Source organism: Exiguobacterium abrahamii, from assembly GCF_015645365.1.
Lineage (GTDB): Bacteria > Bacillota > Bacilli > Exiguobacteriales > Exiguobacteriaceae > Exiguobacterium_A > Exiguobacterium_A abrahamii.
In genome coordinates this window covers 160695-183683 of the sequence record NZ_JADOYC010000001.1, presented here as the reverse complement: position 1 = coordinate 183683, position 22989 = coordinate 160695, and the positions used below count along the sequence as shown (strand labels likewise).

The following is a 22989-nucleotide window of genomic DNA, read 5'->3' as shown; positions in this document are numbered from 1 at the left end:
AAGGAGTGCTTTTTAATGTCACATTGTTCGAATTGTCGAACCCCGATGAATGACCAGATGATTTATTGTCCGGTCTGCGGTCAAAAAAATCGTTCATCGCAATCCCGTTCCGTCAAAAAATCCTGGTTCATCGGATTGGTGATCGTGATGCTTTGCATTGGTGGAGGTACGTTCGGTTATCTCAAATATCAAGCGGCACAACCATTATTTAAGACGAGTCAACTGACGCATGCAGCGGCTGACATCGATCAAGTCTTGCCAGAAGGTGCTTCAGCGACACAACTTAATCAACTAGCTGATGAGGACCTTGAGGATTACCTCATTTTTGATGCTGCCTCACCCGATTCCTTGTACGAATTCCTAAATAGTTATGCCCAGCGCCTCCCCTTGCTCAACAATGGAGAAGATGGTGGTTGGGATTATTATGACTCCACGATTGAGGATTATAGTTCCTATGCTGATTTATTCTACGGTGAAGACGATTTATCTGAAGATGAGCGAGATCGTTTCGGTGATCGACTGAAGGTGTCTGAAGAGGATCCGTATAGTTACCTCACATTAAAGGATATGACCTTCGATCGTATGGAAGCCATCAGTGAAAGTGAATTCAAAGTAGAAACGACCGAGACATACGCTCGCGTTCATTTTAGTAATGATGAAGAAAAGAAACTACTTTATCGCGCCATCGTCGAATATGAGGTTACGTTCGATGACGACCGATACAGCATCACCTCTGTGAAACGAACCTTCAAGAAGGAGACGACATCATGATGCCACGCATACTGCCTTTTCTTTTGACAGCTCTCATACTAGGTGGCTGTAGTAACGACTCAGCGGATCTCTACTTAAAGCAAAGTGCTCAAAGCTCGCTCGCCGGAGACCTGTTCGAAGAACAACAATGGCGCGAAAAAGCTCGGACGGAAGGCGCGACAGACAAACGCCTGATCGCCCTAGCGCAACAACAAGAGGCGTTTCACGATTTGAAAGCTGCCTTGTTCATGAATCAGACGACGGACGCCCTTCGTCATGCGGAACGAGTTATGAATCAAACGTTCGGTGACAAAGCACTCGCGGATGAAGCGGCTCGTTACCACCGCACACTTGGTAAGGTCGAAAAAGCGTTTCGTGACGTGGCGGGTACCTACACATACTCGACGAGTGATCAAGGCGAGTACGAGCAAGATTATAGCGATGCGACGATTGATGTCGTGACGCATCCGAATCGTGAGGCGACACTGACAATCCATGATGCTCGAGATTATGAAGGACAACCACTTGATGACTTTACGTATAGTGGACGCTTTAATTCCGACAATAGCTTGATGCTTTACTTTTATGAGTCTTCTTTAGAAATCCAGTTTAATGACGACGGCGGTCTGACATTCCGCAATTCCGGCGTTGAAAAAGATTCGACGGTCGACTTTGAACAGACGACCAAACAGTCCTTATGATAAAACGCTTGTCTTCGAAACCGGAGACAAGCGTTTTTTTGGGAATCATCCTTTTGTATCTTTAAAGCGGTTCAATCCGTATCCCACTAATCCACCGAGGAACGGGAAGAGGAACAGCATGAACGCATTCCACCATGTCAAAGTAGAAACGACGACACCGGCTAGGACATCGTTATCCCATTGCAGTTCAAACCGCGTTTGTGTGAAGTACGCTAGAATGAGTCCACCAATCATGAAGACTCCAGCATAGATCGCGACATTCGGTAACGTCCGAATCCAGCGGAATCCGATTCCGACATGGATGACGAACATCCAAATAAGAGCAATCAAGCCGTACGGAGCAACACTTGAACTAAGCAATTGTTCTTCTTCAAATGAAGTGGAGGCATTCGCGATTTGCGCGAAGCGTGTCAAGAGTCCAATATCCACCGTCTCATCAAAACGCGTTACTTTCGGATCAAGTGTTGGATCTTCTCCGTTTTCAATCTGGTTCCCGATGATTCCTTGAATCCGACTCAGATTCGAAGCTTCTCCCGCTTCTTCGACTGGTCGTTGTAGATCATTCAAACGATCTTCACCATATAAGGCCGCACCTAAACGGAAGTCTTCCGTCAAAACGGTCATCTTGAAATCGACTTGTCCTGCTTGTGACATCGCGTAAAGCGGAGATGCACCGCTTAAGAGAACGAGACTGGCCGATTCACCAAATTCGACTTCGTCCATTTCATCGAGCTCGTTTAGATAATACACTTGTCCAAATGACGTCAGTAGGACGCCGAACAAATAAACGCTCATCAATGTTGTCGCAGCGACCCGTCCGACTTGCCAAGAACCGCTTAGATTCGTTTGACCGATGAATTGGAATAACAGAACACCAGCGAGCGCTAGAAGGAAAATTCGAAGCATCCCCGTGATCAGATGTAGATTGAAAATGCCAAAATCCGTCGCAAACAATCCGACGACCAGTGTGATCACCGATAACGTCAGGGCAAAGACAACAGCACGTTCGATCCGTTCATTCCACGATATCGCCTTGATTCCGATGACACCACCTCGTTCCAGTAACCAGGCACTACCGATTAATAAAATTAACCCTGGTAAAGACAGCAAGAAGTGTCCTGAGAAAATATGAAAATCAAGTTGATCGATTGCTTTTTGAATATCAGAGAACTGTTCCGCATCGTTGCCTACCACTTCGGTCAGGAAACGTGATTTCAAGTCTTCACTGGATGTGAGATTTAGACCAGCAAGAGCGACGAAAGCAAGGAAGAAGAACATACCGAACGTACTAAAATCATCCCCCATGTTTTGTTGAACAGTTTTGATTCCTTCTAATGCCGGGTTATCACTGAGTAGACCAAGCATGACGAACAATAAAACGATGATTGCAGCAAAACAGATGACGGCAGCAATACTACCGATCGCAAGGCTCGGATTCTCAAGCGAGAAATCGAATCGTGATATAAATGCGCGTCCCCGCTCTTTCAACGGGAGATTCACGTTCCAATCCTGTGACTTCCACTTCTTACGAATGTCGTCCATACCCGGAAGACGGTCTACAAGTGAGCCTTCTGACGTCGCTGCGACGAGGCGCGAATGTCCACAATTCGGACAGTACGACGCACGACCATCCATCTGTGTACCACACCCGACACAAAAATGCGCAGCTTGTTCGAAGCGGATCGGACGGGCTTGCTTATCGAGTGACGTTCCGTCTACTTCGCAATACTGGGCGTGCGGAGCATGTACTTGACCACAGGTCGAACAATACTTCATACGCGTTGCCCCATTTCTGATCCACAGCATGTACAAAAATGCTGATCATTACGTTGTGGCGTATGGCATGTCGTACAGGCGACTTTTGCTTGTTCGTTCTCGCGTGGAACGGACGTGCCGCATTTCCCACAAAACTTCGCGCCTGGCTCAAGTGGCGTCCGGCATGACTTACATTGCTTTTGCGCAGCTTCGACTTCCATCTCATCAATCCGTGATAAGGCACCGAATACGAGTACTTCTTGTGCAAGAATGTCCTCGATTTCTTGACGACGCCCTTCGCTCCGCAGCTTCATATAATGACGCTCTCCGATTTCGTACAGCAAGCGTCCTTTTTCACGTCGTGCTTGCTCCGCCTGCTCCTGTAATTCTTTTGCTGTCATCCCTTGAAAAAGTGATTTGACTGATTGCCAATCCATCATCTGTGTAGCCTCCCTTGTTCTTATTTAATACTCGTTGCCTGTTGAATCCGGAAACTTTCCTCGTAGCTATCAGAATCTGGTGTACTACCATATGTGAAGAGATAACGGAAAAGTGATTTGGAGGTTGTTTTACCTGGATACTCACTTCCATAGGTGTAGAGTTCTCCACGAATATAGGTCGTCGCCATGACTTCAATACCGGTCGTATCCCCATACTCGACGAATTTCGCTGAAGAACGATCAATCGATGCATTCATGAACTCTCCATCCCAAGCCATGTCTTTTCTATACCACTCGTCATAGTTTTTTTGTTGCTTCGCAATATATGAAGCATCATCAATCAAATAGAAGTTAGAAGTATCTTGGAATTTTGCGGCTTCTACCCACTGAGCAGCATGCTGTTCAACGACGCCTTGAAGTTGATTCAAAACAGCTTCAGACGGTTCAAACGTGAACGTCGCTTTTTTCGTATCTGGTTTGACGACGATCTCATCCGACGTTTCCTCTCCCCATGGGAATGAATTCTCAATCGACAGTTTGATGCCGTTCTTCGGAATTGGTCCGTAGTTCTTCAAATCGGATACTTGTTTCGATGTCGATTTTCCGTCGACGATTAAAAAGGCATCCGGATACGTTTGATCGATCTCAATCGCATTTCCTTTTAATGTGATTTCGAATTTTCGGTCCGCAGCGTCGAGCGTCAATGGATTGATCGTGACATCACTCGACTCTTTACCGTATTCGCCATCGTAGGCAATCTTCGCATCCGTTAATCCCGGATAGACACCGTCCATCATGATACCTTCCGCCGATGCCTTACTACTTTCCGTTCCGACCGGATTCACGAGCGTGACCTTCGTTCCTTTAAAATTACTGATGACTTCCGTTTTGACGCTATCGAGGCGTAAACGATAATCTTTGAAGATTCCGAGTTGACGACCACTTGCTACGATTTGACCAGGAACATCACTATCGTTTTCTGCTTGAATCGATGCACCGGCCATCAATAAATAATCCATGAATGATTCCTTTTGCTCCGGCGTCTCTTTCAGGGCATCTAAAAAGCGTTGCGCCATCTTCTGATCAATCGGTTTTCCGTTGAACTCTGTATGCTCAGCGAGTAGCCTAGCGTCACCAGATTGAATCGCATCACGGACCTGATTCGTCGTCGCTTCGACCGTGAACCATTGTGTCGCGAGTCCATAATAGGCACCACCGGCAACGACCAACAATCCGACCGTCAATAGAATCGCTTTTGCAGATTTACTCATTTTCTTAGAACGAATTGCTCTGACATCGCGTTCTTTCTCTACATGTTCTGCAGGTTCTACATGCTGTTCTAAGGCATCACCGCAACTCGGACAGAATTTCAATCCACGCTTTGCAGCATCCGAACAATTCATACATGCCATGATAAGCCTCCCTCTCTATTTTTCAATTTCAATTAGTAAAAAATAACCATAGAAAATTCTAACACGATTCTTCTTCATTTACTATTTATTGTAAAAATTATTTTGTTTATATTTTCCTAATAGTCTGTAAATATAAAAAAACCTTTACTCCTGAGGGAGCAAAGGTTAAAGATGAATCATCGATCCGTCGCAGAAACACCAATTGCGCGGACATATCCTTTTGTATCGTAGTCGAACCAAAGCAGTGCTTTTTTGCTGACGTTATAATAGTAGGTACCTTCTTGCTTGAAGTTGAGATACTTTTCTTTTTTGATCAGGAAAATCATCTTCGTCGGAACTTCGCCTTTTTTCAGCTTCTCATGCTCATCCGGTTTACCGAGTGCTTTCTTGACCTCACTTAACTTGATCTTCCGATCGTCGAGCTTCGGTAACGTCATCAAGACACCGACATGCTCCGGATACTTCGCGCTAAAACGAAAATCCGAGTACAGATTCTTTCCTTTCAACTTCCCGAACACACAGCAGTCCGTTTCGTCGACCCCATAACTGGCGTCTTTTCCTTTGATGGTGAAGCGATCATACAGTTTTGCTTTCGCATCCAGCAATGTTCCTTTTTCTGCTGCTGCGAATTGTTTCTTTAAGTACTTGGCGTTTGACATGGTTTTGGCATCAATCGAAGTCGGGACGAGCAACACCAGCATCATGACAAGCACGACGAGCCCTTTCATCCATTTCATTTGACGATTCCTCCTTTGTCACGGATTACGCTTACTGTAACATTTATCCATTTTTATTTCATCATTCTATTTCAAAAAACATCAATCTATTTTTGAAATTTATTTTCTGGAATTTGATGTCCGATTATCCCGAACACCCTAGCGGATAAGTAGAGTTATCCGCCGAGCGCAACGCTCCATTTCTTCAATCATACCAACGGTTTCTTTAACTTTCGATGAGCGTAAGCCGTATGATTTTCCATCCTTCCGTCCATTCGCTTCAGATAAACCCGCATTCTAGCGCGATCGCTTTCAGGATAACTCTACTTATACTAAAACTACCGCGGAATACATAACAGATATGCATATCTGAAGAAACGGATACTCATGAACGATTTACTACGTAACTGGATTCCCCTCGTCAACTCCCTCCTGTCCCGCCTCTCGATCCACCCGAATGAACATGATGAATGCCGGCAAGCTGCCCTCCTCCGACTTTGGAAATCAATTGAAGAAGGAAAGGTCATGACTGTCACCTTCGCCCGGATCCGGGCAAAAGGCGCGATGCTCGACTACTTAGCGACCCGTAACCGAACGCTTGCGACTGAAGTCGCGGTCGAGACGATGCCGGAACTCCCTCGGACACCGAACGTCTCCTTTCATTATCTCCTCAGCGAACTCAAACGGGATCTGTCGAATAAAGAGTACACGTTTCTCGAAGCCTTGATGCACGGTACGGAAGAGACGCTCGGTTACTCCCCGGCGCGACTCCGTTCATTAAAGTCGGAACTCCGGCAGAAAGTCCAGTTCCTCCTCGGATGATGACCTACTATCAAGAACGCTTACTCGCGATCATCGAACAGGCGGACTATCGTCCCTTGACGAAAAAAGCCTATCGCTCGGACGTTCGGCATCTCTGTCGCCACGTCGAACGAATCGATTTTCCGTCGCTGCAACGCTATGGTAAGTTCCTGCGCGACACGTACGCTCCAGCAACTGCCGCTCGACGACTACATGCGCTCTCCATCCTGTTCGATCAACTGGTCGCCGAACGTTCGCTCGGGGCGAATCCGTTTGTTCGCGTCAAAAAACCGATTCCTGCACCCTACCGACGACTTGCCTTCACGTACGACGACGTCCACCGTGTCTTCGAGACGATTCGTGATGAGACCGTCTACGCCTTTAGCTTTCTTCTCCTGCACACGGGACTGCGGTTTTCGGAAGCCCGTGACTTACAGCTCGCAGATGTCGACTTTGCGCGCGATCAGTTGCTCGTCCGAAGTGGTAAAGGCGATCAATCCCGTCAAGTTCCGCTGCATCATGCGTTGCGTGATGTCCTGACGCGTTATATCGAGACGATTCGTCCTGATGTCCTGCCGCTGTTTTGTGAAGATAGTGGACGACCGGTCAATCCGGCAAAGTTTCGCCGTGTCTTAAAAGAAGCAAGTGAACGATGTCTCGGACGGATCCTGCGACCGCATGACATCCGGGTCACGTTCGCAACGACGCTCTATCACGTGCACCAGACGGACATTCTGACCATCATGCGTTTACTCGGTCACAGCGATGTCCGGACGACCCAGCACTACGTCCTACCATTGCACGATATTGCCCATACGTCAGTCAATCGCCTCAAGCGGACAGACGATTAAGAACGTCCCGGACGTGATTCGTCTGGCTACGGATATATCCTTCCGTCGTTGAGATGCTGGCGTGACCAAGCAGACGCTTTATATCGAGTAACTTCAATCCTGCCTGCTGATAGAGATAGGTCGCATAGGCGATCCGTAACATATGCGGACGGACGTGACGCTTCAAGGACGTAAATCCGACCTCGCGAAGTGCCTTCCTTGCCGCATGTTCATTGATCATCCGTCCCGTGACGGATTGAAACAAATAGCCGGTCGTGCGACCTGTAAGAAACAGAACGATCTTTTCGCGAAGAGCTTCCCCGATTGGAACGGTCCGTGTCCGCCCACCTTTGCCGTGACGCACGTACAGTTCATTCTTCGCCAGATCAAAATCTTGCACCGTCAACAAACGGGCCTCCATGAAGCGGAGGCCCGTTTGGCTGAGCACCTCGAAGAAGAGGCGATAGGTTGGATCTTGAATCTGTCGAATCACCGGGATCAACTCTTCACTATCATGATAGGTCTCATCTTGAAGACGTTGATGGACAATCGGACGGATTTCGACCATCGGATTCTTTTTGATCCGTCGTCGCTCGACGAGGACATTTCCGAGCCGGCGTAAGACGTGATACCGTCGAAGGATCGTCGACGGCTTATAATGTGCTTTCATCCAGTGGAAGTAGCGTCGTAAGGACGCGACTGACCAATCGATTTGATGCAAACGCATTTGCCGAAGATCACTCCGGTATGCCTTGATCGTATGGGCTGACCGCGAGAAGTCGGTCAATAAATACTGATCGAGATAGTCATAGTGGGTCATAGCTGGTTCCTCCTTCTTATAGGGACTGACGTGACAGCCGATGGAGTACATGATTGATTTTCGATGAAATATCAAGAATCGCTTTCCCTAAACAATCAATGCACGAAAAACAAAAATAAGGAAAAAAGTTACAATCATATTGAATCGATGTTCTGTAGAGCAGAAAAAGCATACCTTTCTTTACCCTGAACGACAGCGCATTGATTCCCTCCACTAATCGATAAAGGAGCTTACATATGAATACGGATAACGACTACCTTGGCAATCCATCAGATATTCTCGTCACGACGTATGTGACGGAAGAAGACTTGCGCGACATCATCGCAACCGAATTTAAAGATTTTTGGCACCCGAAACTACGCATCACGCCACATGAGCTCGTGATTACCGGATCGACCGTCTCAAAAGAACATCGATTTGCCCATCATAAATCGTTCACCCTCACGATTGCCCCGTTTCGCATCCGTCATAACATCATCTCGTTTCATATCTATGACATCAGCCCAGCATCCCAAGAACAGACGATTTTGAATCTGCTAAAGGCAAACCCCAACTTGTCCTACAGTTATCACATGATTCATGTCCATCTTCAACCATGCGACTTCGGAAATCCGTTTTTTCATACGCTCCAGTATACGAAATTAATGGACCATAAAATCCTCGTCGGTCTCCACCTATAATCAATATGCTTTGATTTTTCCGCACCAGGCAGATGTTATTTGAAAAAAATGTATATGATTGAATGAAAAAGGGTATCTAGATTACACCTTTACCATTCGATTAAACATTCCACTCTGCCGAGGTGACTCCATCTATCATGCCAAACCATACGATGCATGCTCATACTGACTTTTTACTTGTCACGTTATCTTATCTGATTGCCGCAACATCTGCCTACATCGCGATTGAACTCGCGGGACGCGTCAAAACGGCGACCGATCGTTCGAAACATCTTTGGTTGATTGCCGGTGGATCGATTTTAGGTCTCGGCATCTGGTCGATGCATTTCGTCGCGATGCTTGGTCACGGTACCTTAAAGGATGCGACCTACTCGTTCTCGCTCGTCTTTCTATCGGTTCTCATCGCGATGACGGGATGTATCCTTGGCTTTTATCTCGTCGCCCGCCGCATGTCCCGTGAATCATTCGTTCTCGGCGGTTTTTTGATGGGAAGTGCGATTGCCGGCATGCATTATGTTGGGATTGCTGCTTTACAGGGGATGACTCTGCAGTATCATACAGGATATGTGTTGCTCTCAATCTTGATTGCGATTGCTGCTTCTTGGACCGCACTCTGGATCGGTTTCTTTTCGCGTTACGCAAAGCAACAGATGTTGGTGCAGACGAAAGTCTTCTTTGCTCTCATCATGGGCATCGCGATCTCCGGAATGCATCATGTTGGGATGCTCGGCTTAGAGTTTCAGATGATTCCATCGTTCACGAACAATCAAGTCATCGAACCAACGATGCTGTTGACACTTGTCTCAATCGTCACGCTCTTTTTGTTCATCGTTTTCTTCGCTTCCGTCTTGTTTGACCTCCAGTTACGTAAACGCGACTTCATCCAAGCGACGATTCTTGAATCAACCGAAGATGGTGTCGTGACGACGAATCCTGACGGTCTGATCCAATATGCGAACTCGCTGTTCCATGATTTTTTCCCGGAACGTCATCCATACTTAACGGAGCATGACGCGACGTTACGTCTTGATGTGCCCGATCATACGAAACAAATGCTACACGTCGACGAACGTATCCTTGAAGTCGTCAATCACCCGCTAAAAGGCGAGAACTTGAATCAGACATTGTGGTTCTTCCGCAACGTCACTGATCAAGTCTCGTCCCAGCAACAACTCGAACACCTTGCCTTTCATGACCGGTTGACGAATTTACCGAATCGAGACAAAATTACGCTGTTCATCGAAGAACAGATCAGACAAGGAATTCCGATTTCGTGCCTCGCGCTCAGTATGGATCGTTGGCGTTCGCTGAGTGATATGCTCGGACATAAAGGCGTCGAGAGTCTGTTGCTGCAGATCGCAGAGCGTTTGCAAGCGACGATTCACGCGCGTGATGTCCTAGCACGACTCGACTCATCTGAATTCCTTGTTCTCCTCGTTGACGAACGCAGTCAACTGGCGACACAAAAAGCCGAGAAGTGTTACGCTGCCTTATCGCAACCATTTGATATCGATGGAACGGTCATTACGCTGACGATGCGCGCCGGGATTAGTCATTACCCGGAAGACGCCACAATAGCAGAAGAACTGATCGAGTATGCAAAACTGGCACTACACGCTTCGTTTACTGAAGCGCAAAATACGATCAAGGAATTTAAGGTCGAGAATCGAAACGATATCTTACGAACCGTTCAGATTGAAAAATTCATGACGGAGGCACTCGAAGCAGAAGCGTTCGAGCTTGTCTATCAACCAAAGATTGCAGTGGCTACGAAACGCATGACCGGTGTTGAAGTGTTGGCACGCTGGACGCATGATGAGCTTGGCTTCGTCTCACCAGCCGAGTTCATTCCCGTCGCTGAAAATACGGGAGCAATTCATGCCTTAGGTGACTGGGTGTTACGTACCGCTTGCCTACGCTGGGTCGCGTGGCAAGACCTGACTCCGGAACCGTTCTCGATTGCCGTTAACGTCTCGTCACTTCAGTTCGCGAGTCAAAAATTCTTACGTCGCGTCGAAACGATTATTGACGAGACAGGGATGAATCCCGCATACCTGGAGCTCGAAATCACGGAGTCCGCCGCCTTATCCTACGAGACAGCGACCTATGAAAAATTAGCACGACTGCAAGAACTCGGTATCCGTGTTTCCCTCGACGACTTTGGTACCGGATACTCGTCCTTCAAGCAGCTTCGTTCATTACCGATTCAGTTGTTAAAGATTGATCGCTCGTTCATCAGTTCGTTATTTGACGGCAAGAATCAACAAGCCATCGTTCAATCGATGATTCAACTTGGACATAATCTCGAGATGGAGGTCTTAATTGAAGGGGTCGAAACGATGGAGCAGGCAGATTGGCTCGCGCAAGAAGGTTGCGATTATTTCCAGGGCTATTATTTCAGTCGACCGCTAAAGGAAGAAGATCTTTTTGGATATTTAAATCTATTACGATCGAGCAGAAGTATCTAATTTTTCGCCATGAATTCCATAGTTGAACAATTTTGATAATCACCTAACTTTAAAAATAAAGAAAACACTTGGATTCATGGATCCAAGTGCTCTCCAATACTTGCAATTAAATCAACCAAGCATCGTGTTTTCAGTTGGGTGTTGCACATAATGTTACAATTTATCTTATTTAAAAATATAGAATAGATAATTAGTTTTTAAGTCAACTTTTGATATTTTTACTAAGATTTAAAGTGCCTTACAATATAAATTGTTTACTTTTTCTTTATTGCTTTCGCTGGTGCTCCTACAAATGTTGCATTTGGAGGTACATCACTTAAAACAAGTGCATGTGCACCTATTTGAGCATTATTACCGATAACAACTTTACCCAAAATACTTGAATTGGCCCCTACTAATACATTTTCTCCAATAACCGGATTTGCTCTAATGCCACTTCTGCCACCGATAGTTACATTTTGTAGAATCTTAGTATTTTTACCTATAATCGTATCGTGTCCAATTACTACTCCTAAGCCTTTATGAGCAAATTTTACACTAGAGTGTATATTAGCTGTATAAGGAATTTCGCAAGAATATATAATTCGAGTTAACCTGCTGAAGACTTTAGGGAGCAAAGGTATCTTTTTATTATATAAAAATCTTGCTATGTCGTAAGTTCTAATGTTTGTCATATCTTTTTTATTTTCCTTTCATAACTATCTTTTTTAATACACCAATCTCATCTTTAGTTATATAAAAAAATGATAATAACGAAACATTTTTAATTTTTGAAAAGTATATTAAAAATGCTAAACCACAAATACTATAGGAAATGACTGAAGAAATAGCCGATCCATACATTCCATACTCAGGTATTAAAACTACATTACCTATACAGTTAGTAATAGCACTCACTAATAAAGTTATAAAATAAACCCACCTTCTTCCTTCAGCAAGCAAGACAGTACCAATCATCTTATAAAAGATCATGCTGATTGCTCCTATTGATAAAATTAAAGTTATATTGTAAGCTTCTAAAAACTTCATTCCATACATAATTTGAATTGCATATTCCCCTACTATAATAAACGCGATTATAACTCCACAAATTATTATTAAAGAAACCTTAATAACAAAAATAGTTGAATGAATATTATTGCTTCTCGCCACTCTTGAAACGAGTACCTCTTTAAATGAATCTGGTATCAACCAAAAATATGTAATTAACCCAGCAGCAGTAGAATAAATCCCTAAATCATACGAAGTGCCTAGATGTTTTAAAAATATGACGTCAGCACTATAATTTATAGTGATTAAAAGCGCAGTTAACATTGGTAACCAACCAAACTTTATAATTTCACTTGCAAACTTTAAGTTTAGTTTCTCTTCCTTAAATTTAACTTTTTTTAAAGAAAATAATAAAAACGAAACTATAGTAATAATATTTAAAATTAACGTAATTATGATAGGAAATATTAGATTACTTTTGACAGAAAAAAACAAAAAACCAAAACCGATTGTTCTTAATGTCCCGTTAAAAATATGCAATTTAATTTTCAATCTAATATTTTCAACTGCCATTATGCTTTCCAATTGCTGTGAAAGTACACTAATAGGAATTAGAATAATCATAAATACAATTAATTGATCATTAACAAAATTCATACAAATTATACTTATTAACGTATACAAAAAAAACTGTATTATAACTACTTGAACATATTTATTAAATGTTTCTTCTTTAAGCATTCTATAGTAAAAAGAATAAGATTGATGAATGCCTAAATTTAGTACGATAGCAGCAATTGAAACCACTTGGATTATGTAAGCATAGTTTCCTCGATCACTTACTCCTAAATATCTTGTAATAAATATGGACGTTATTAGTCCCATCAAAATAACATAAACTTTATTAAGTAAATTAAATATGTAATCATTCTTCATTAAGAACTTCAATCTCCATACTCCATTCCGTTTTAAAGACCTAAGAAAAATTCATTAACTTCACTACCATCTAACTGTCCCTTACAATTTTTTGATAATTGTTCAGACAATCGCTTATCGTTTATTAGCTTTTCAATTTCAGTTGCGATAGCTACACCATTCATATCGCAAATCAAGCCAGTATTTCCATGCTCAATTTGATCTCCAACTGTATCGTAATTGGTCACAACAATTGGTTTACCAATATACTTAGCTTCATCAACTGCATTTGATTTCCCTTCTGTTCTGGAAGGATGAACAAATATATCAGATTGTTTAATAAATGATAAAGTATTTAACTGAAACCCTAATAAAACAAAATTCATTTTCAAATTTTTATCGCTGATTAACTTATCAATTTCTGTTTTGAATTTCCCCCCGCCTAATACATACCACTTAATATTATATCCTTTTCTAATTAACACTTCGCAGGCATCAATCGCCATCTCAATTCCTTTTAATGGATCTAATCGTGTGACAGTTAAAATATTGATTTGCGTCTCATCATTTTTCTTCATAAGTGTATCATCATGTTCTAGTTTTGAATAAAAACTCGTAGGTATATGATTTAAAAAGGTATATGTTTTTTCTTTCATAAAAGGATACATTTGCACAAAGACTTTTGTACACTCATCTGATACCGATAAAGAGCCATTCAATTTCCTGAAGTACTCGGCCTCTATTTTTTGATTGCGTTTAAGGATCCTACTATCACTTCTCACCCAATGGTATTTTTTAGAGGAATTAACTAAATCAGTAATGAGATAAGTTGACATACCAAGTATTCCAAAAGCAATATCATATTCTTTAGAGAAGCTTGATAGCTCCTCTTTATGTTTTCTCCAAAATTCTTGCCTTTGATAACTCATATTTTTTTTCAAAATTTTATTATTAAAGATTGATAATATATAGTCTTTTGCTGCATTATACTTTAAATTTGAAATCATGCATGCTAAATGCTTTAATATATTTTTACTCGGAAGTGTATATGATAAAATTAACGGACTACTTTTTAGTACACATACGTTTTCATTAAAATAAGAATTAAGATGCCCTCCGGAATCAATAGTGTATAAATCTACTTCAAAAATTGAGTAATCAATTTTATCCAATAATGCGATTAGACTTTTTTGTGGACCTCCGATATTATCATTACTTAAAACAAATAATATTTTTTTCAAAATATCACCTCTTACCTTTTCTTTTAGCATATATATATAGAAGATATAAAATTAAAATGGGCACAATTATGTATCTAAAGTAATATGAAATAATAAAGTTAAATGATCCTCTGGAAGACATAGCAAAAAATAAAAAACATAAAATATTTAATCCTGTGAAGAAATTTGTCTTCACAGATTTTTTTTGATTTTCTGAAACTGTTATCATTAACATTTTACCCATTAAATAACCGTATAAAATCATAAATACAATACCATACCAACCAAAATTTAAATATGCTTCTGCAAAAGGGGTAAAACCTGGTCCATAACTCATATTCATTGTTTCCATCAACCAATTTGCAGGTGAGTAGTTTATTAAATTAGACGTAATATCACTAATTATTCCGACTCTAAAAATACTAGGTATTAATAAAAGAAATGCAGTGAGATATGAACTGCCATAAATCGGATCTTGAAAGTTATTCACTATTTCCATCGTTTTAGCGAGAGGATACAATGTGGAACCCAAATTTTGAAGAGTACTAATTATTGGATTCTCATTAATCAGAGTATTTATAAATAAACTCGATGTCATATTACCATGTCTATATATTGAAACTAATGGGATTAGTGTCATTAATACCATTGAGAGTATGAATACCATAAAAAAGTTTTTAACTTTCTTTTTCTCTTTATCTAATTGAACAAAATTTAAATATAATAAGTAGCTCCCTAACGCGAAAACAATTCCATCCCCACGATCCCCTAAAAGGAATTTTATTACTGAAAATAATATCATTAAAAAAATTAGTATTTTTTTGATGTTTCGTGATGATGATAATATTAAAAAAACAACACCTGTATATACATAATAAAGAAAACCACCGAATAAGTTAGACACCCTAACATCATCCATTTTATAGTAACCGCTATAACCATAATTAATAAATACATTTATGTTATTATATAAAGTGGTTAAAAAAGGCACTATTCCGATTAAGACCATAATTAAACCTGTTAATTTAAGAGTTTTCACAAAATTATCATCATCAAAATTAATACTACTCAATAAGTTATAACTTCTGACTTTATCTTTAGTAAATACATAAGTTAAAACACCAAAATGAAAAAATACATATGAAATAGAATAGAAAATAATGGAGTCACTTACTATTAAATTGTTGTTTATTCTCTCAAAAACATTGTAATTAGCAAAATCTAAATTAAGTACTAATAAAAAGGTCTGTCCTGAAGAAAACAAGTATAAAATTATTGAAAAATAAACTAGCGGATTGTTCAGTCCATTCAAAATAGAAATTAATAACGTTAGTTGTATTACAAAAAAAGCTATACTAATTATTGATAAAACTTTTAAATTATCCAGTGTAACAGCTGAAAAACCTACTACATACTCTTTATAGATAACAATACTTAAAATTACAAATATAGTTAAAATAATTTGCAGTCCAAAATAACTTACAGGATTTTTTCTAGCAATTTCCAAAAAAATCACCTTTTTCTTATTAAAAGTAAATGTGAATTACTGTCTCATCCATTTTAAATTCAAATATAGTCCTGGAAAATACGTGAACATTAATAAAAATGGATTATCACTGTCTCGAATTAAATATTTTGCTGATTTGTCTAATTGAAGATAATAAGCCCAAATTGAAATAGCAAATTTTAATTTTTCTATTAACTTTTCTTCCTTCTTCAACTTTAATTCATTGTAAACAATCATTCCATTGGGATTATTCATTCTTAGTTTTCGACCGGATCTTGTTAATCCGTTTTCTTGATATTCTGCAACTCCCACTACACTAGGTGAATACACTATGTTGAATTCGTTCGCCATACTCATTTGTAGCACAGTTGGTCCAACATATTTTTCCCCTTCAAATTCTGGATACTGATATTTAAGCACTACTTTTTTTTCATAACAAAGACATCCATCATTTTTTCCATAGACCTTAAAATATTCAAAAGGTGATAGCATCAATTCTTTCTCAAGTTTTTGCTTTGCAGTAATTAATCCCTTTGATTGCTCTTGGTAATGAAAGAAATATCCACCTGCCTTATTAATATTACGATACTTATCTCGAGTCGATTTAACTTTCATCAATCCTTCGGATAACAAATGATCATCACTGTCTACAATGACGAATAGGCAATCATGCTTAATATGATTAAATCCTTTATTTAAAGCTCTTGCTTTGCCTCCATTTTCTTGCTTAACGTACTGAATATCAATTAAGTTCTCCTTAACCAGACTTTCAACTTGTAATTCTGTGTTATCTGTACTTCCATCATCAATGATTAGCCAAGTAAAGTTTTTAAAAGTCTGTTTTATTAAAGATTCATACAACTTAAAAAGTGTATGGGAACGATTATAGGTAGGAGTTAAGACAATAAGTTCTTTCATATTAAACCTCCTTTCTTTCTTATTTAAGTATGACTGTGTACCAATTCCTTATCCATTTTACTCGTGACATAATTTTCTGTTCTGAACTTTAACACTTTTGCAGGAACACCTCCTACTATCACATTTTCTTGTATTGAGCTATTTACAACTGCTCCAGCAGCAACTATGGCTCCGCTGTGAATTGTTACACCAGATAAAATAGTAGCTTTAGCTCCGATCCAAACATTTTCTTTAATTAGAACGCGATCCAAATATACCCCTTGGCTATTAATATCATTTTCGACATCAGAATGCTTATGCTCTGTACTCATAATCGTTACACCATGAGCAATTGAAACATTATCTTTTATTTCGATACCACCTAAACACTCTAGATAGCACATGGGATGAATAGACACATTCTCTCCAATCGAAATAGTTTCAATGTTGTTCAAATAAACATTGGAATGAATAGATACATTATCTCCACAAGATTTTGCTAGATTTTTTAATAAAATATACCTGATCAGCATAATAATCTTTCCGTCCAGAGGACGAATCATATTAAATAAACTTTTATTTAATCGCTTAGGTACTTTACTATTTAAAAGAGTTAGCATTGCTATTAACTTTTTATACTTTTTAAATTTATCTCTACCTCTCAATGTAAATTCCTCCTTTAAACCATTAAACCATTTATTATTATAATAAATGGTTTAATGTTACCTTTTCACAAACTCCAAACAATACCGCTCATTTCTTTTGTCACTTGTGATGGAATTGTTGATTTAATATCAATAAGTATTGTCTTATTTTCATTAGCATACATTTCTTTTAATTGCTTCGAATTTAAACATTTGAATTCATCATGTGAAACGGCAACTATCAAAGCATCTAATTCTTTTAGATAGTTTAAGTCAACGAAAGAAATTCCATATTCATGCTCCGCCTCGCTTTGATCTGCTACTGGATCTGAAATCAATGGATTAATTCCATACTCTTTTAGTTCTTCTACAATATCAATAACTTTTGTATTACGTGTATCTGGACAATTTTCTTTGAACGTAAATCCTAAAATTCCTACTTTTGCATCTTTGACTGATACATCTTGCTGAATTAATTTTTTCACTAAATTTTCAACTACGTATTTACCCATATCATCGTTGATTCGGCGTCCGGATAAAATGATTTGAGAACGGTATCCGAGTTGCTCTGCTTTATGCGTCAAGTAATAGGGATCAACTCCGATACAGTGACCGCCGACTAAACCTGGTGAGAAGTTCAAAAAGTTCCATTTTGTTGACGCCGCTTCTAGCACGTCTTTCGTTTCAATATTCATTTTATTAAAGATAATAGATAACTCATTCATAAATGCAATGTTGATATCACGTTGTGAATTTTCAATAACCTTTGCTGCTTCTGCAACTTTAATTGAAGGAGCACGATGTACACCTGCTTCTACAACACTTTCATAGACTTCTGCCACAATTTCAAGTACTTCTGGAGTTTGCCCTGAAACAACTTTGATGATTGATTTAAACGTATGTATTTTATCACCCGGATTGATACGCTCTGGTGAATAACCAACAAAGAAATCTTCTCCACTCTTTAATCCAGACATTTTCTCAAGAACAGGTACACATTCTTCTTCTGTTGCACCTGGGTATACTGTTGACTCGTATACTACAATTGTTCCTTTTTTAAGTGCTTTTCCGACCGTTTCCGAAGCTTTTAATAATGGTGTCAAATCTGGTTTCTTACTATCATCTACTGGTGTTGGAACTGCTACAATAATAAAGTCACATTCACTTAACTTACTGATTTCATTTGTATATATTACTTCAGATTTTTTCAGATAATCGCTTTCTACTTCGTTTGTTTGATCTAGCCCATTCTTTAATTCATTCAATCTTGATTCATTAATATCAAAGCCTACAACTTGCTTACTCATTCCAAATTCCACTGCAACAGGTAATCCTACATATCCTAATCCAACAATTCCGATTGAACGATCTTTTGCTGGTAATAAAGGAACAACCGTACTTGTATTATTCAAGGTATTCATTATTGTGTCACTCCTGATTCGATAGTTTTTTTGTAATAGCTAATATACCACTCGATGAATTGGTCAATTCCATCTTGAATTTTTGTTTCTGGCTTAAACTGAATATCATTGATTAAATCGTCTACGTTAGCAAAGGTTTGCGGAACATCACCAGCTTGAAGGGGCAAGAAGTTCTTCTTTGCAGCAATTCCTAGCTTTTTCTCAATCGCTTCAATGAAATCTAATAGTTTTACAGGACTATTATTTCCAATGTTATAGACACGGTATGGTGCATAGCTTGTTCCAGGATCCGGATTCAACCCGCTCCATTCCGGATTACTCTTCGCAGGTCGTTGTGTCAATCGGAAAATTGACTCTACAATGTCATCTACAAATGTGAAGTCACGTAGCATATCACCATTATTGAAAACATCAATTTCTTTTCCTTCTAAAATAGCTTTAGTGAATAGGAACAATGCCATATCCGGTCGTCCCCACGGTCCATATACTGTAAAGAATCGCAATCCAGTTGTTGGTAAATTAAATAGTTGGCTATATGTGTGTGCCATTAATTCGTTAGACTTTTTTGTTGCCGCGTACAAACTCATTGGATGATCAATATTATCGTGAATCGAGAATGGCAACGACTCATTTGCGCCATATACCGAGCTACTTGAAGCATAGATTAAGTGTTGAATGTTATGATGACGTGAACATTCTAAAATGTTCGTGAATCCGACAATGTTACTATTAATATAGGCATGTGGATTTTCTAGACTATACCGTACACCAGCTTGTGCGGCTAAGTTAATGACAACGTCAAATTTTTCTTTCGTAAAAATGTTTTGCATAGAAGCTAAGTCTTCTAAGTCATTTTTATAAAATGTAAAATTATGATGATCCAGAAGTTGTTTCAGTCGATCTTCTTTTAGTTGTACGGAATAGTAATCGTTAATATTATCTAGACCAACTACTTCATTTCCTTCTTTCAATAACCGCTTTGAAACATGAAACCCAATAAATCCTGCACTTCCGGTAACTAATATTTTCAATTTATTTTCTCCCTTATCTTTTGATCGATATACAGTAATTGCTTTTCAACAACTTTTTCTTCATTAAAAAGTTGTTCAGCACGTTTTCGCCCATTTGCTTTGAAGCGACTCATTAAAGCACGGTCATGAATCAATAACGAAATTCTTTCTGCAATTTTCTTTGGTTCATTTAACGGGACAAGAAAACCTGTCTCATTTTCTACAACCTCTTCCCTGGAGCCTCTTATGTCGGTTGCAATGACTGCATTTCCCATCGCCATTGCTTCAATAATAGATCGGGGCATACCTTCTCTATAGGAAGGGAGACAAAAAATATCACTTATATGTAACAAGTCTGGAATGTCTTTTCGATTCCCTACAAAAAATACATTTGATAACGTTTCTTTATAGTATTCCAATTTTTTGTATAATTCACTTTTAGTTCGATCTCCTTGAATGACGTCTCCAATCAATATAACCTTTAAATTTTCGTTGTTCACAAGTTTAATTGCTTCTAACAAATCTAAGATCCCTTTTTCTTCCACCAAACGACCGATAAAAGTTAAAACAACATCTTCTTCTTTAATGCCCCATTCACTCCGTGAAGTTTCTAAGTCTTCATCTGTTTTTAATAAGGGATTGAATGTTTTTTGCACATCAATTCCGTTACTAATACAACGAATATTTTTTTTATCTAAAAAACCACCCTTAATTGCTACATCAGCATCTTCCTGCGACTGTGTAAAAATTAAGTCCGTAAAATACCGACCCATTGTTTTTTCAATCAAATAGCAACAAGAATAGGTTAATTTAGACATGTTTTCATGAAAATAAAAACCATGTGCAGTGTATACAACAACGGGCACACGAGTAATTTTGGCAGCAATACGCCCTAAAACGGCAGCAATTGGCGTATGAACATGTACTACATCTGGCTTTTCTGCGCGAAATACTTTTACTAAGTTAAAAACAGTTTTTATATTAGCTAATCCAATAGATCGATTGATTTCAACAGGTTTATAAATCACACCATCATGCTCTATTTCCTTTTGATAATTACCTTTAGAGCACACCGCAATTGTTTCAATCCCCTTTTTCACAGTTGTCCGGTTTAATTCACCTAATAACTTATACATACTCATATCAATTGCTGTGACCTGAATAATTTTTTTCATCAATTTACTGTTAGCTCTTTCTCTTCAACTTTGCTTAAGTGAAAAAGGGAACGGATGGTATTAATAACTTTGATTACATCGGCTTTACTCAGATTCGATCCAGAAGGCAAACATAATCCATTCTCAAATAAATATTCTGCAAAGTTTTCCTTTTCAAAATGATTGAAATACAATGCACCCTCGAAAAGGGGTTGTTGATGCATTGGTTTCCAAAGAGGTCTTGCTTCGATATTATTTTGAGCTAATACGGTAATAATATCGTTTGAAGAAACGTTAGTTTTTTCAGGATTTAGAATCAGTGCAGTCAACCATCTATTTGAAGTTGTACCTTTCAACTCTGGTGCAAATTCAATAGCTTCAATTTCTGATAAATGCTTTTCGTACAACTCAAAATTTTTCCGTCTTTCTTGCACTCGCTGATCGAGAACCTCTAATTGACCTCTACCAATCCCAGCTGAAATATTGCTCATTCGATAGTTGAATCCGATTTCCGAGTGCTCATAGTGCAAAGCGCGATCTCTTGCCTGTGTCGCTAAAAACTGAGCTTTTTGAATCATTTCTGAATGATTAGATACAAGCATTCCACCACCAGATGTCGTAATGATTTTATTTCCATTGAACGAGTAAATACCGAAAAGCCCATGGGTTCCACTTTTTTTACCTTTATATATTGACCCTAGTGATTCAGCTGAATCTTCAATCACTGGTACGTTATATTCGTAGCAAATCTCTAAGATTTCATCCATTTGTGCACTTTGACCATATAAGTGAACTACAATCACAGCTTTAGGAAGTTTATTAATACTCTTTGCATAATCAAATGCTGCTTGAAGTGCTTTCGGTGACATATTCCACGTCTCCGGATCTGAATCTATAAAGATTGGAGTCGCCTTTTCATACAGAATTGGATTTGCACTTGCAACAAAAGTAAATGTGGAGCAAAAGACGTAGTCTTCTTCTTTCACATCAATTAATTTTAGAGCTAAATGTAAAGCTGCTGTACCAGATGAAACTGCTGTAGCAGCTTTTACATCGACATATTCAGCCAACTCTTTCTCGAAATTATCTACATTGGCTCCGAGTGGAGCAATCCAATTCGTATCGAACGCCTCATCGATATACTTCTTTTCTCTACCACTCATATGAGGAGATGATAATAATATACGTTCTTCCATCTTATCTTCCTCCATTTACATTTAATAGTACGCGCGAAGGGGAACCAACTACTGTAACATCACTATCTACATTTCTAATAACTGTACTTCCAGCGCCGACAATAGACCATGAACCAACTTGAATCCCTGGAATTAATGTAGCACCTGCTCCAATATGACATCCCATTTCAACCTGAACATTTCCAGTCAACACGCAACCAGGTGAAAGATGAACATAATCATTAATGATATTATCGTGCTCTACGACAGCCCTTGTATTAATGATGACCTGATTCCCTATTAAAGATGATGGATTAATCACGCTATTTGGCATAATGCAAGTTCCATAGCCAATTTCAACATCATCAGAAATAATCGCAGATGGATCAATTAGAGTTGCGTAAGATTCATGAGGAAGATTCAACTTATTAAAAATTAAATCTCTAACTCGATTCGCACCAATGGCGATGAACACTTTGACATCTTCATAATCACTCATTAATTTATGTAATAAATCTGTATTCCCTAAAATTATTCCGTTTTGAGCAACTCTCATTTCATGATGTCGATCATCAAGTTTGGCTAAGATAGTCCATCCACTTCTTATAGCAATATGCTCAATGACTTTCGCATGACCAGAATCACCAATTAAAATAAGAAGTTTTTTCAATATCGGCACATCC

At 39.3% G+C, this 22989-nt stretch carries 22 protein-coding genes; 6 read left to right on the top strand and 16 right to left on the bottom strand.

The features are described 5' to 3' along the window. Positions 1-15 precede the first annotated feature (15 nt). Both ITJ88_RS00930 and ITJ88_RS00925 read left to right on the top strand, forming a co-directional pair. The gene (locus ITJ88_RS00930) at positions 16-771 is read left to right on the top strand and encodes a zinc ribbon domain-containing protein (protein WP_195864409.1); all 756 of its coding nucleotides are present in this window, start codon (positions 16-18) and stop codon (positions 769-771) included. Next, on the top strand, positions 768-1451 hold the full coding sequence (locus tag ITJ88_RS00925) for a hypothetical protein (RefSeq protein WP_195864408.1): 684 nt from the start codon (positions 768-770) through the stop codon (positions 1449-1451). Before ITJ88_RS00930 ends, ITJ88_RS00925 begins: the two co-directional genes overlap by 4 nt. Before the next feature lie 45 nt (positions 1452-1496). On the opposite strand, the gene ITJ88_RS00920 is transcribed toward ITJ88_RS00925, so the two are convergent. The 4 genes from ITJ88_RS00920 to ITJ88_RS00905 form a co-directional block, all read right to left on the bottom strand. Beyond that, on the bottom strand, positions 1497-3227 hold the full coding sequence (locus ITJ88_RS00920) for a zinc ribbon domain-containing protein (protein ID WP_195864407.1): 1731 nt from the start codon (positions 3225-3227) through the stop codon (positions 1497-1499). Next, positions 3224-3646 carry a zinc ribbon domain-containing protein gene (locus ITJ88_RS00915; RefSeq protein ID WP_195864406.1) on the bottom strand — a complete coding sequence of 141 codons (423 nt, stop codon included), beginning with the start codon at positions 3644-3646 and terminating at the stop codon, positions 3224-3226. The genes ITJ88_RS00920 and ITJ88_RS00915 overlap by 4 nt, the downstream gene beginning before the upstream one ends. Positions 3647-3666: 20 nt before the next feature. Beyond that, complete coding sequence (locus ITJ88_RS00910; RefSeq protein WP_195864405.1) at positions 3667-5058, bottom strand: TcaA 3rd/4th domain-containing protein; 1392 nt, start codon at positions 5056-5058, stop codon at positions 3667-3669. Between the two features lie 176 nt (positions 5059-5234). Beyond that, a complete protein-coding gene (locus tag ITJ88_RS00905; RefSeq protein WP_064299294.1) occupies positions 5235-5795 on the bottom strand; it encodes a hypothetical protein in 561 nt (186 codons plus the stop codon). Positions 5796-6161: 366 nt separating this feature from the next. On the opposite strand from ITJ88_RS00905, the gene ITJ88_RS00900 reads away from it, so the two are divergent. Both ITJ88_RS00900 and ITJ88_RS00895 read left to right on the top strand, forming a co-directional pair. Next, entirely contained in the window at positions 6162-6596 is a 435-nt protein-coding gene (locus tag ITJ88_RS00900; protein ID WP_029342674.1) for a sigma factor, read from the top strand. Beyond that, positions 6596-7426: a tyrosine-type recombinase/integrase gene (locus tag ITJ88_RS00895; protein WP_230088491.1), complete on the top strand. Its 831-nt coding sequence runs from the start codon at positions 6596-6598 to the stop codon at positions 7424-7426. The genes ITJ88_RS00900 and ITJ88_RS00895 overlap by 1 nt, the downstream gene beginning before the upstream one ends. Here the strand turns inward: ITJ88_RS00895 and ITJ88_RS00890 are convergent. Next, positions 7407-8225: a tyrosine-type recombinase/integrase gene (locus tag ITJ88_RS00890; protein ID WP_195864403.1), complete on the bottom strand. Its 819-nt coding sequence runs from the start codon at positions 8223-8225 to the stop codon at positions 7407-7409. The two genes, ITJ88_RS00895 and ITJ88_RS00890, sit on opposite strands and share 20 nt — an antisense overlap. Positions 8226-8461: 236 nt before the next feature. On the opposite strand from ITJ88_RS00890, the gene ITJ88_RS00885 reads away from it, so the two are divergent. Further along, on the top strand, positions 8462-8905 hold the full coding sequence (locus tag ITJ88_RS00885; protein ID WP_064299290.1) for a hypothetical protein: 444 nt from the start codon (positions 8462-8464) through the stop codon (positions 8903-8905). 137 nt (positions 8906-9042) lie between these two features. Beyond that, positions 9043-11373 (top strand): bifunctional diguanylate cyclase/phosphodiesterase, encoded by a 2331-nt coding sequence (locus tag ITJ88_RS00880; protein ID WP_230088490.1) that lies wholly within the window; start codon positions 9043-9045, stop codon positions 11371-11373. 254 nt (positions 11374-11627) lie between these two features. Here the strand turns inward: ITJ88_RS00880 and ITJ88_RS00875 are convergent, their stop codons facing one another. The 11 genes from ITJ88_RS00875 to ITJ88_RS00825 form a co-directional block, all read right to left on the bottom strand. Continuing rightward, positions 11628-12047, bottom strand: coding sequence for a serine O-acetyltransferase (locus ITJ88_RS00875; protein ID WP_195864402.1), 420 nt, complete (start codon positions 12045-12047; stop codon positions 11628-11630). A 7-nt stretch (positions 12048-12054) separates the two neighbouring features. Then, complete coding sequence (locus ITJ88_RS00870) at positions 12055-13299, bottom strand: oligosaccharide flippase family protein (protein ID WP_195864401.1); 1245 nt, start codon at positions 13297-13299, stop codon at positions 12055-12057. Positions 13300-13331: 32 nt separating this feature from the next. Then, complete coding sequence (locus ITJ88_RS00865) at positions 13332-14519, bottom strand: glycosyltransferase (protein WP_195864400.1); 1188 nt, start codon at positions 14517-14519, stop codon at positions 13332-13334. A gap of 4 nt (positions 14520-14523) precedes the next feature. Continuing rightward, on the bottom strand, positions 14524-16014 hold the full coding sequence (wzy, locus tag ITJ88_RS00860; RefSeq protein WP_195864399.1) for an O-antigen polysaccharide polymerase Wzy: 1491 nt from the start codon (positions 16012-16014) through the stop codon (positions 14524-14526). Positions 16015-16041: 27 nt separating this feature from the next. After that, entirely contained in the window at positions 16042-16923 is an 882-nt protein-coding gene (locus tag ITJ88_RS00855; RefSeq protein ID WP_195864398.1) for a glycosyltransferase family A protein, read from the bottom strand. Between the two features lie 23 nt (positions 16924-16946). After that, positions 16947-17567, bottom strand: a complete 621-nt coding sequence (locus ITJ88_RS00850) for an acyltransferase (RefSeq protein WP_230088489.1) — start codon at positions 17565-17567, stop codon at positions 16947-16949. A 65-nt stretch (positions 17568-17632) separates the two neighbouring features. Further along, entirely contained in the window at positions 17633-18967 is a 1335-nt protein-coding gene (locus ITJ88_RS00845; RefSeq protein ID WP_195864397.1) for a nucleotide sugar dehydrogenase, read from the bottom strand. Next, on the bottom strand, positions 18967-19998 hold the full coding sequence (locus ITJ88_RS00840; RefSeq protein WP_195864396.1) for an NAD-dependent epimerase: 1032 nt from the start codon (positions 19996-19998) through the stop codon (positions 18967-18969). The genes ITJ88_RS00845 and ITJ88_RS00840 overlap by 1 nt, the downstream gene beginning before the upstream one ends. Continuing rightward, positions 19995-21152 carry a glycosyltransferase family 4 protein gene (locus tag ITJ88_RS00835; protein ID WP_195864395.1) on the bottom strand — a complete coding sequence of 386 codons (1158 nt, stop codon included), beginning with the start codon at positions 21150-21152 and terminating at the stop codon, positions 19995-19997. Before ITJ88_RS00835 ends, ITJ88_RS00840 begins: the two co-directional genes overlap by 4 nt. Continuing rightward, a complete protein-coding gene (locus ITJ88_RS00830) occupies positions 21152-22342 on the bottom strand; it encodes an aminotransferase class I/II-fold pyridoxal phosphate-dependent enzyme (protein WP_304999640.1) in 1191 nt (396 codons plus the stop codon). The genes ITJ88_RS00835 and ITJ88_RS00830 overlap by 1 nt, the downstream gene beginning before the upstream one ends. Next, a complete protein-coding gene (locus tag ITJ88_RS00825; RefSeq protein ID WP_195864393.1) occupies positions 22329-22976 on the bottom strand; it encodes an acetyltransferase in 648 nt (215 codons plus the stop codon). Before ITJ88_RS00825 ends, ITJ88_RS00830 begins: the two co-directional genes overlap by 14 nt. Positions 22977-22989 lie beyond the last annotated feature (13 nt).

Excerpts from the sequence above, each read along its gene's own strand:
- ITJ88_RS00895 (WP_230088491.1), top strand. The coding sequence starts at position 6,596 with ATGACCTACTATCAAGAACGCTTACTCGCGATCATCGAACAGGCGGAC.
- ITJ88_RS00855 (WP_195864398.1), bottom strand. The coding sequence starts at position 16,923 with ATGAAAGAACTTATTGTCTTAACTCCTACCTATAATCGTTCCCATACA.
- ITJ88_RS00885 (WP_064299290.1), top strand. The coding sequence starts at position 8,462 with ATGAATACGGATAACGACTACCTTGGCAATCCATCAGATATTCTCGTC.
- ITJ88_RS00910 (WP_195864405.1), bottom strand. The coding sequence starts at position 5,058 with ATGGCATGTATGAATTGTTCGGATGCTGCAAAGCGTGGATTGAAATTC.
- ITJ88_RS00875 (WP_195864402.1), bottom strand. The coding sequence starts at position 12,047 with ATGACAAACATTAGAACTTACGACATAGCAAGATTTTTATATAATAAA.
- ITJ88_RS00915 (WP_195864406.1), bottom strand. The coding sequence starts at position 3,646 with ATGATGGATTGGCAATCAGTCAAATCACTTTTTCAAGGGATGACAGCA.
- ITJ88_RS00880 (WP_230088490.1), top strand. The coding sequence starts at position 9,043 with ATGCCAAACCATACGATGCATGCTCATACTGACTTTTTACTTGTCACG.
- ITJ88_RS00900 (WP_029342674.1), top strand. The coding sequence starts at position 6,162 with ATGAACGATTTACTACGTAACTGGATTCCCCTCGTCAACTCCCTCCTG.
- ITJ88_RS00835 (WP_195864395.1), bottom strand. The coding sequence starts at position 21,152 with ATGAAAAAAATTATTCAGGTCACAGCAATTGATATGAGTATGTATAAG.
- ITJ88_RS00905 (WP_064299294.1), bottom strand. The coding sequence starts at position 5,795 with ATGAAATGGATGAAAGGGCTCGTCGTGCTTGTCATGATGCTGGTGTTG.
- ITJ88_RS00930 (WP_195864409.1), top strand. The coding sequence starts at position 16 with ATGTCACATTGTTCGAATTGTCGAACCCCGATGAATGACCAGATGATT.
- ITJ88_RS00920 (WP_195864407.1), bottom strand. The coding sequence starts at position 3,227 with ATGAAGTATTGTTCGACCTGTGGTCAAGTACATGCTCCGCACGCCCAG.
- ITJ88_RS00925 (WP_195864408.1), top strand. The coding sequence starts at position 768 with ATGATGCCACGCATACTGCCTTTTCTTTTGACAGCTCTCATACTAGGT.
- ITJ88_RS00890 (WP_195864403.1), bottom strand. The coding sequence starts at position 8,225 with ATGACCCACTATGACTATCTCGATCAGTATTTATTGACCGACTTCTCG.
- ITJ88_RS00845 (WP_195864397.1), bottom strand. The coding sequence starts at position 18,967 with ATGAATACCTTGAATAATACAAGTACGGTTGTTCCTTTATTACCAGCA.
- ITJ88_RS00830 (WP_304999640.1), bottom strand. The coding sequence starts at position 22,342 with ATGGAGGAAGATAAGATGGAAGAACGTATATTATTATCATCTCCTCAT.
- ITJ88_RS00870 (WP_195864401.1), bottom strand. The coding sequence starts at position 13,299 with ATGAAGAATGATTACATATTTAATTTACTTAATAAAGTTTATGTTATT.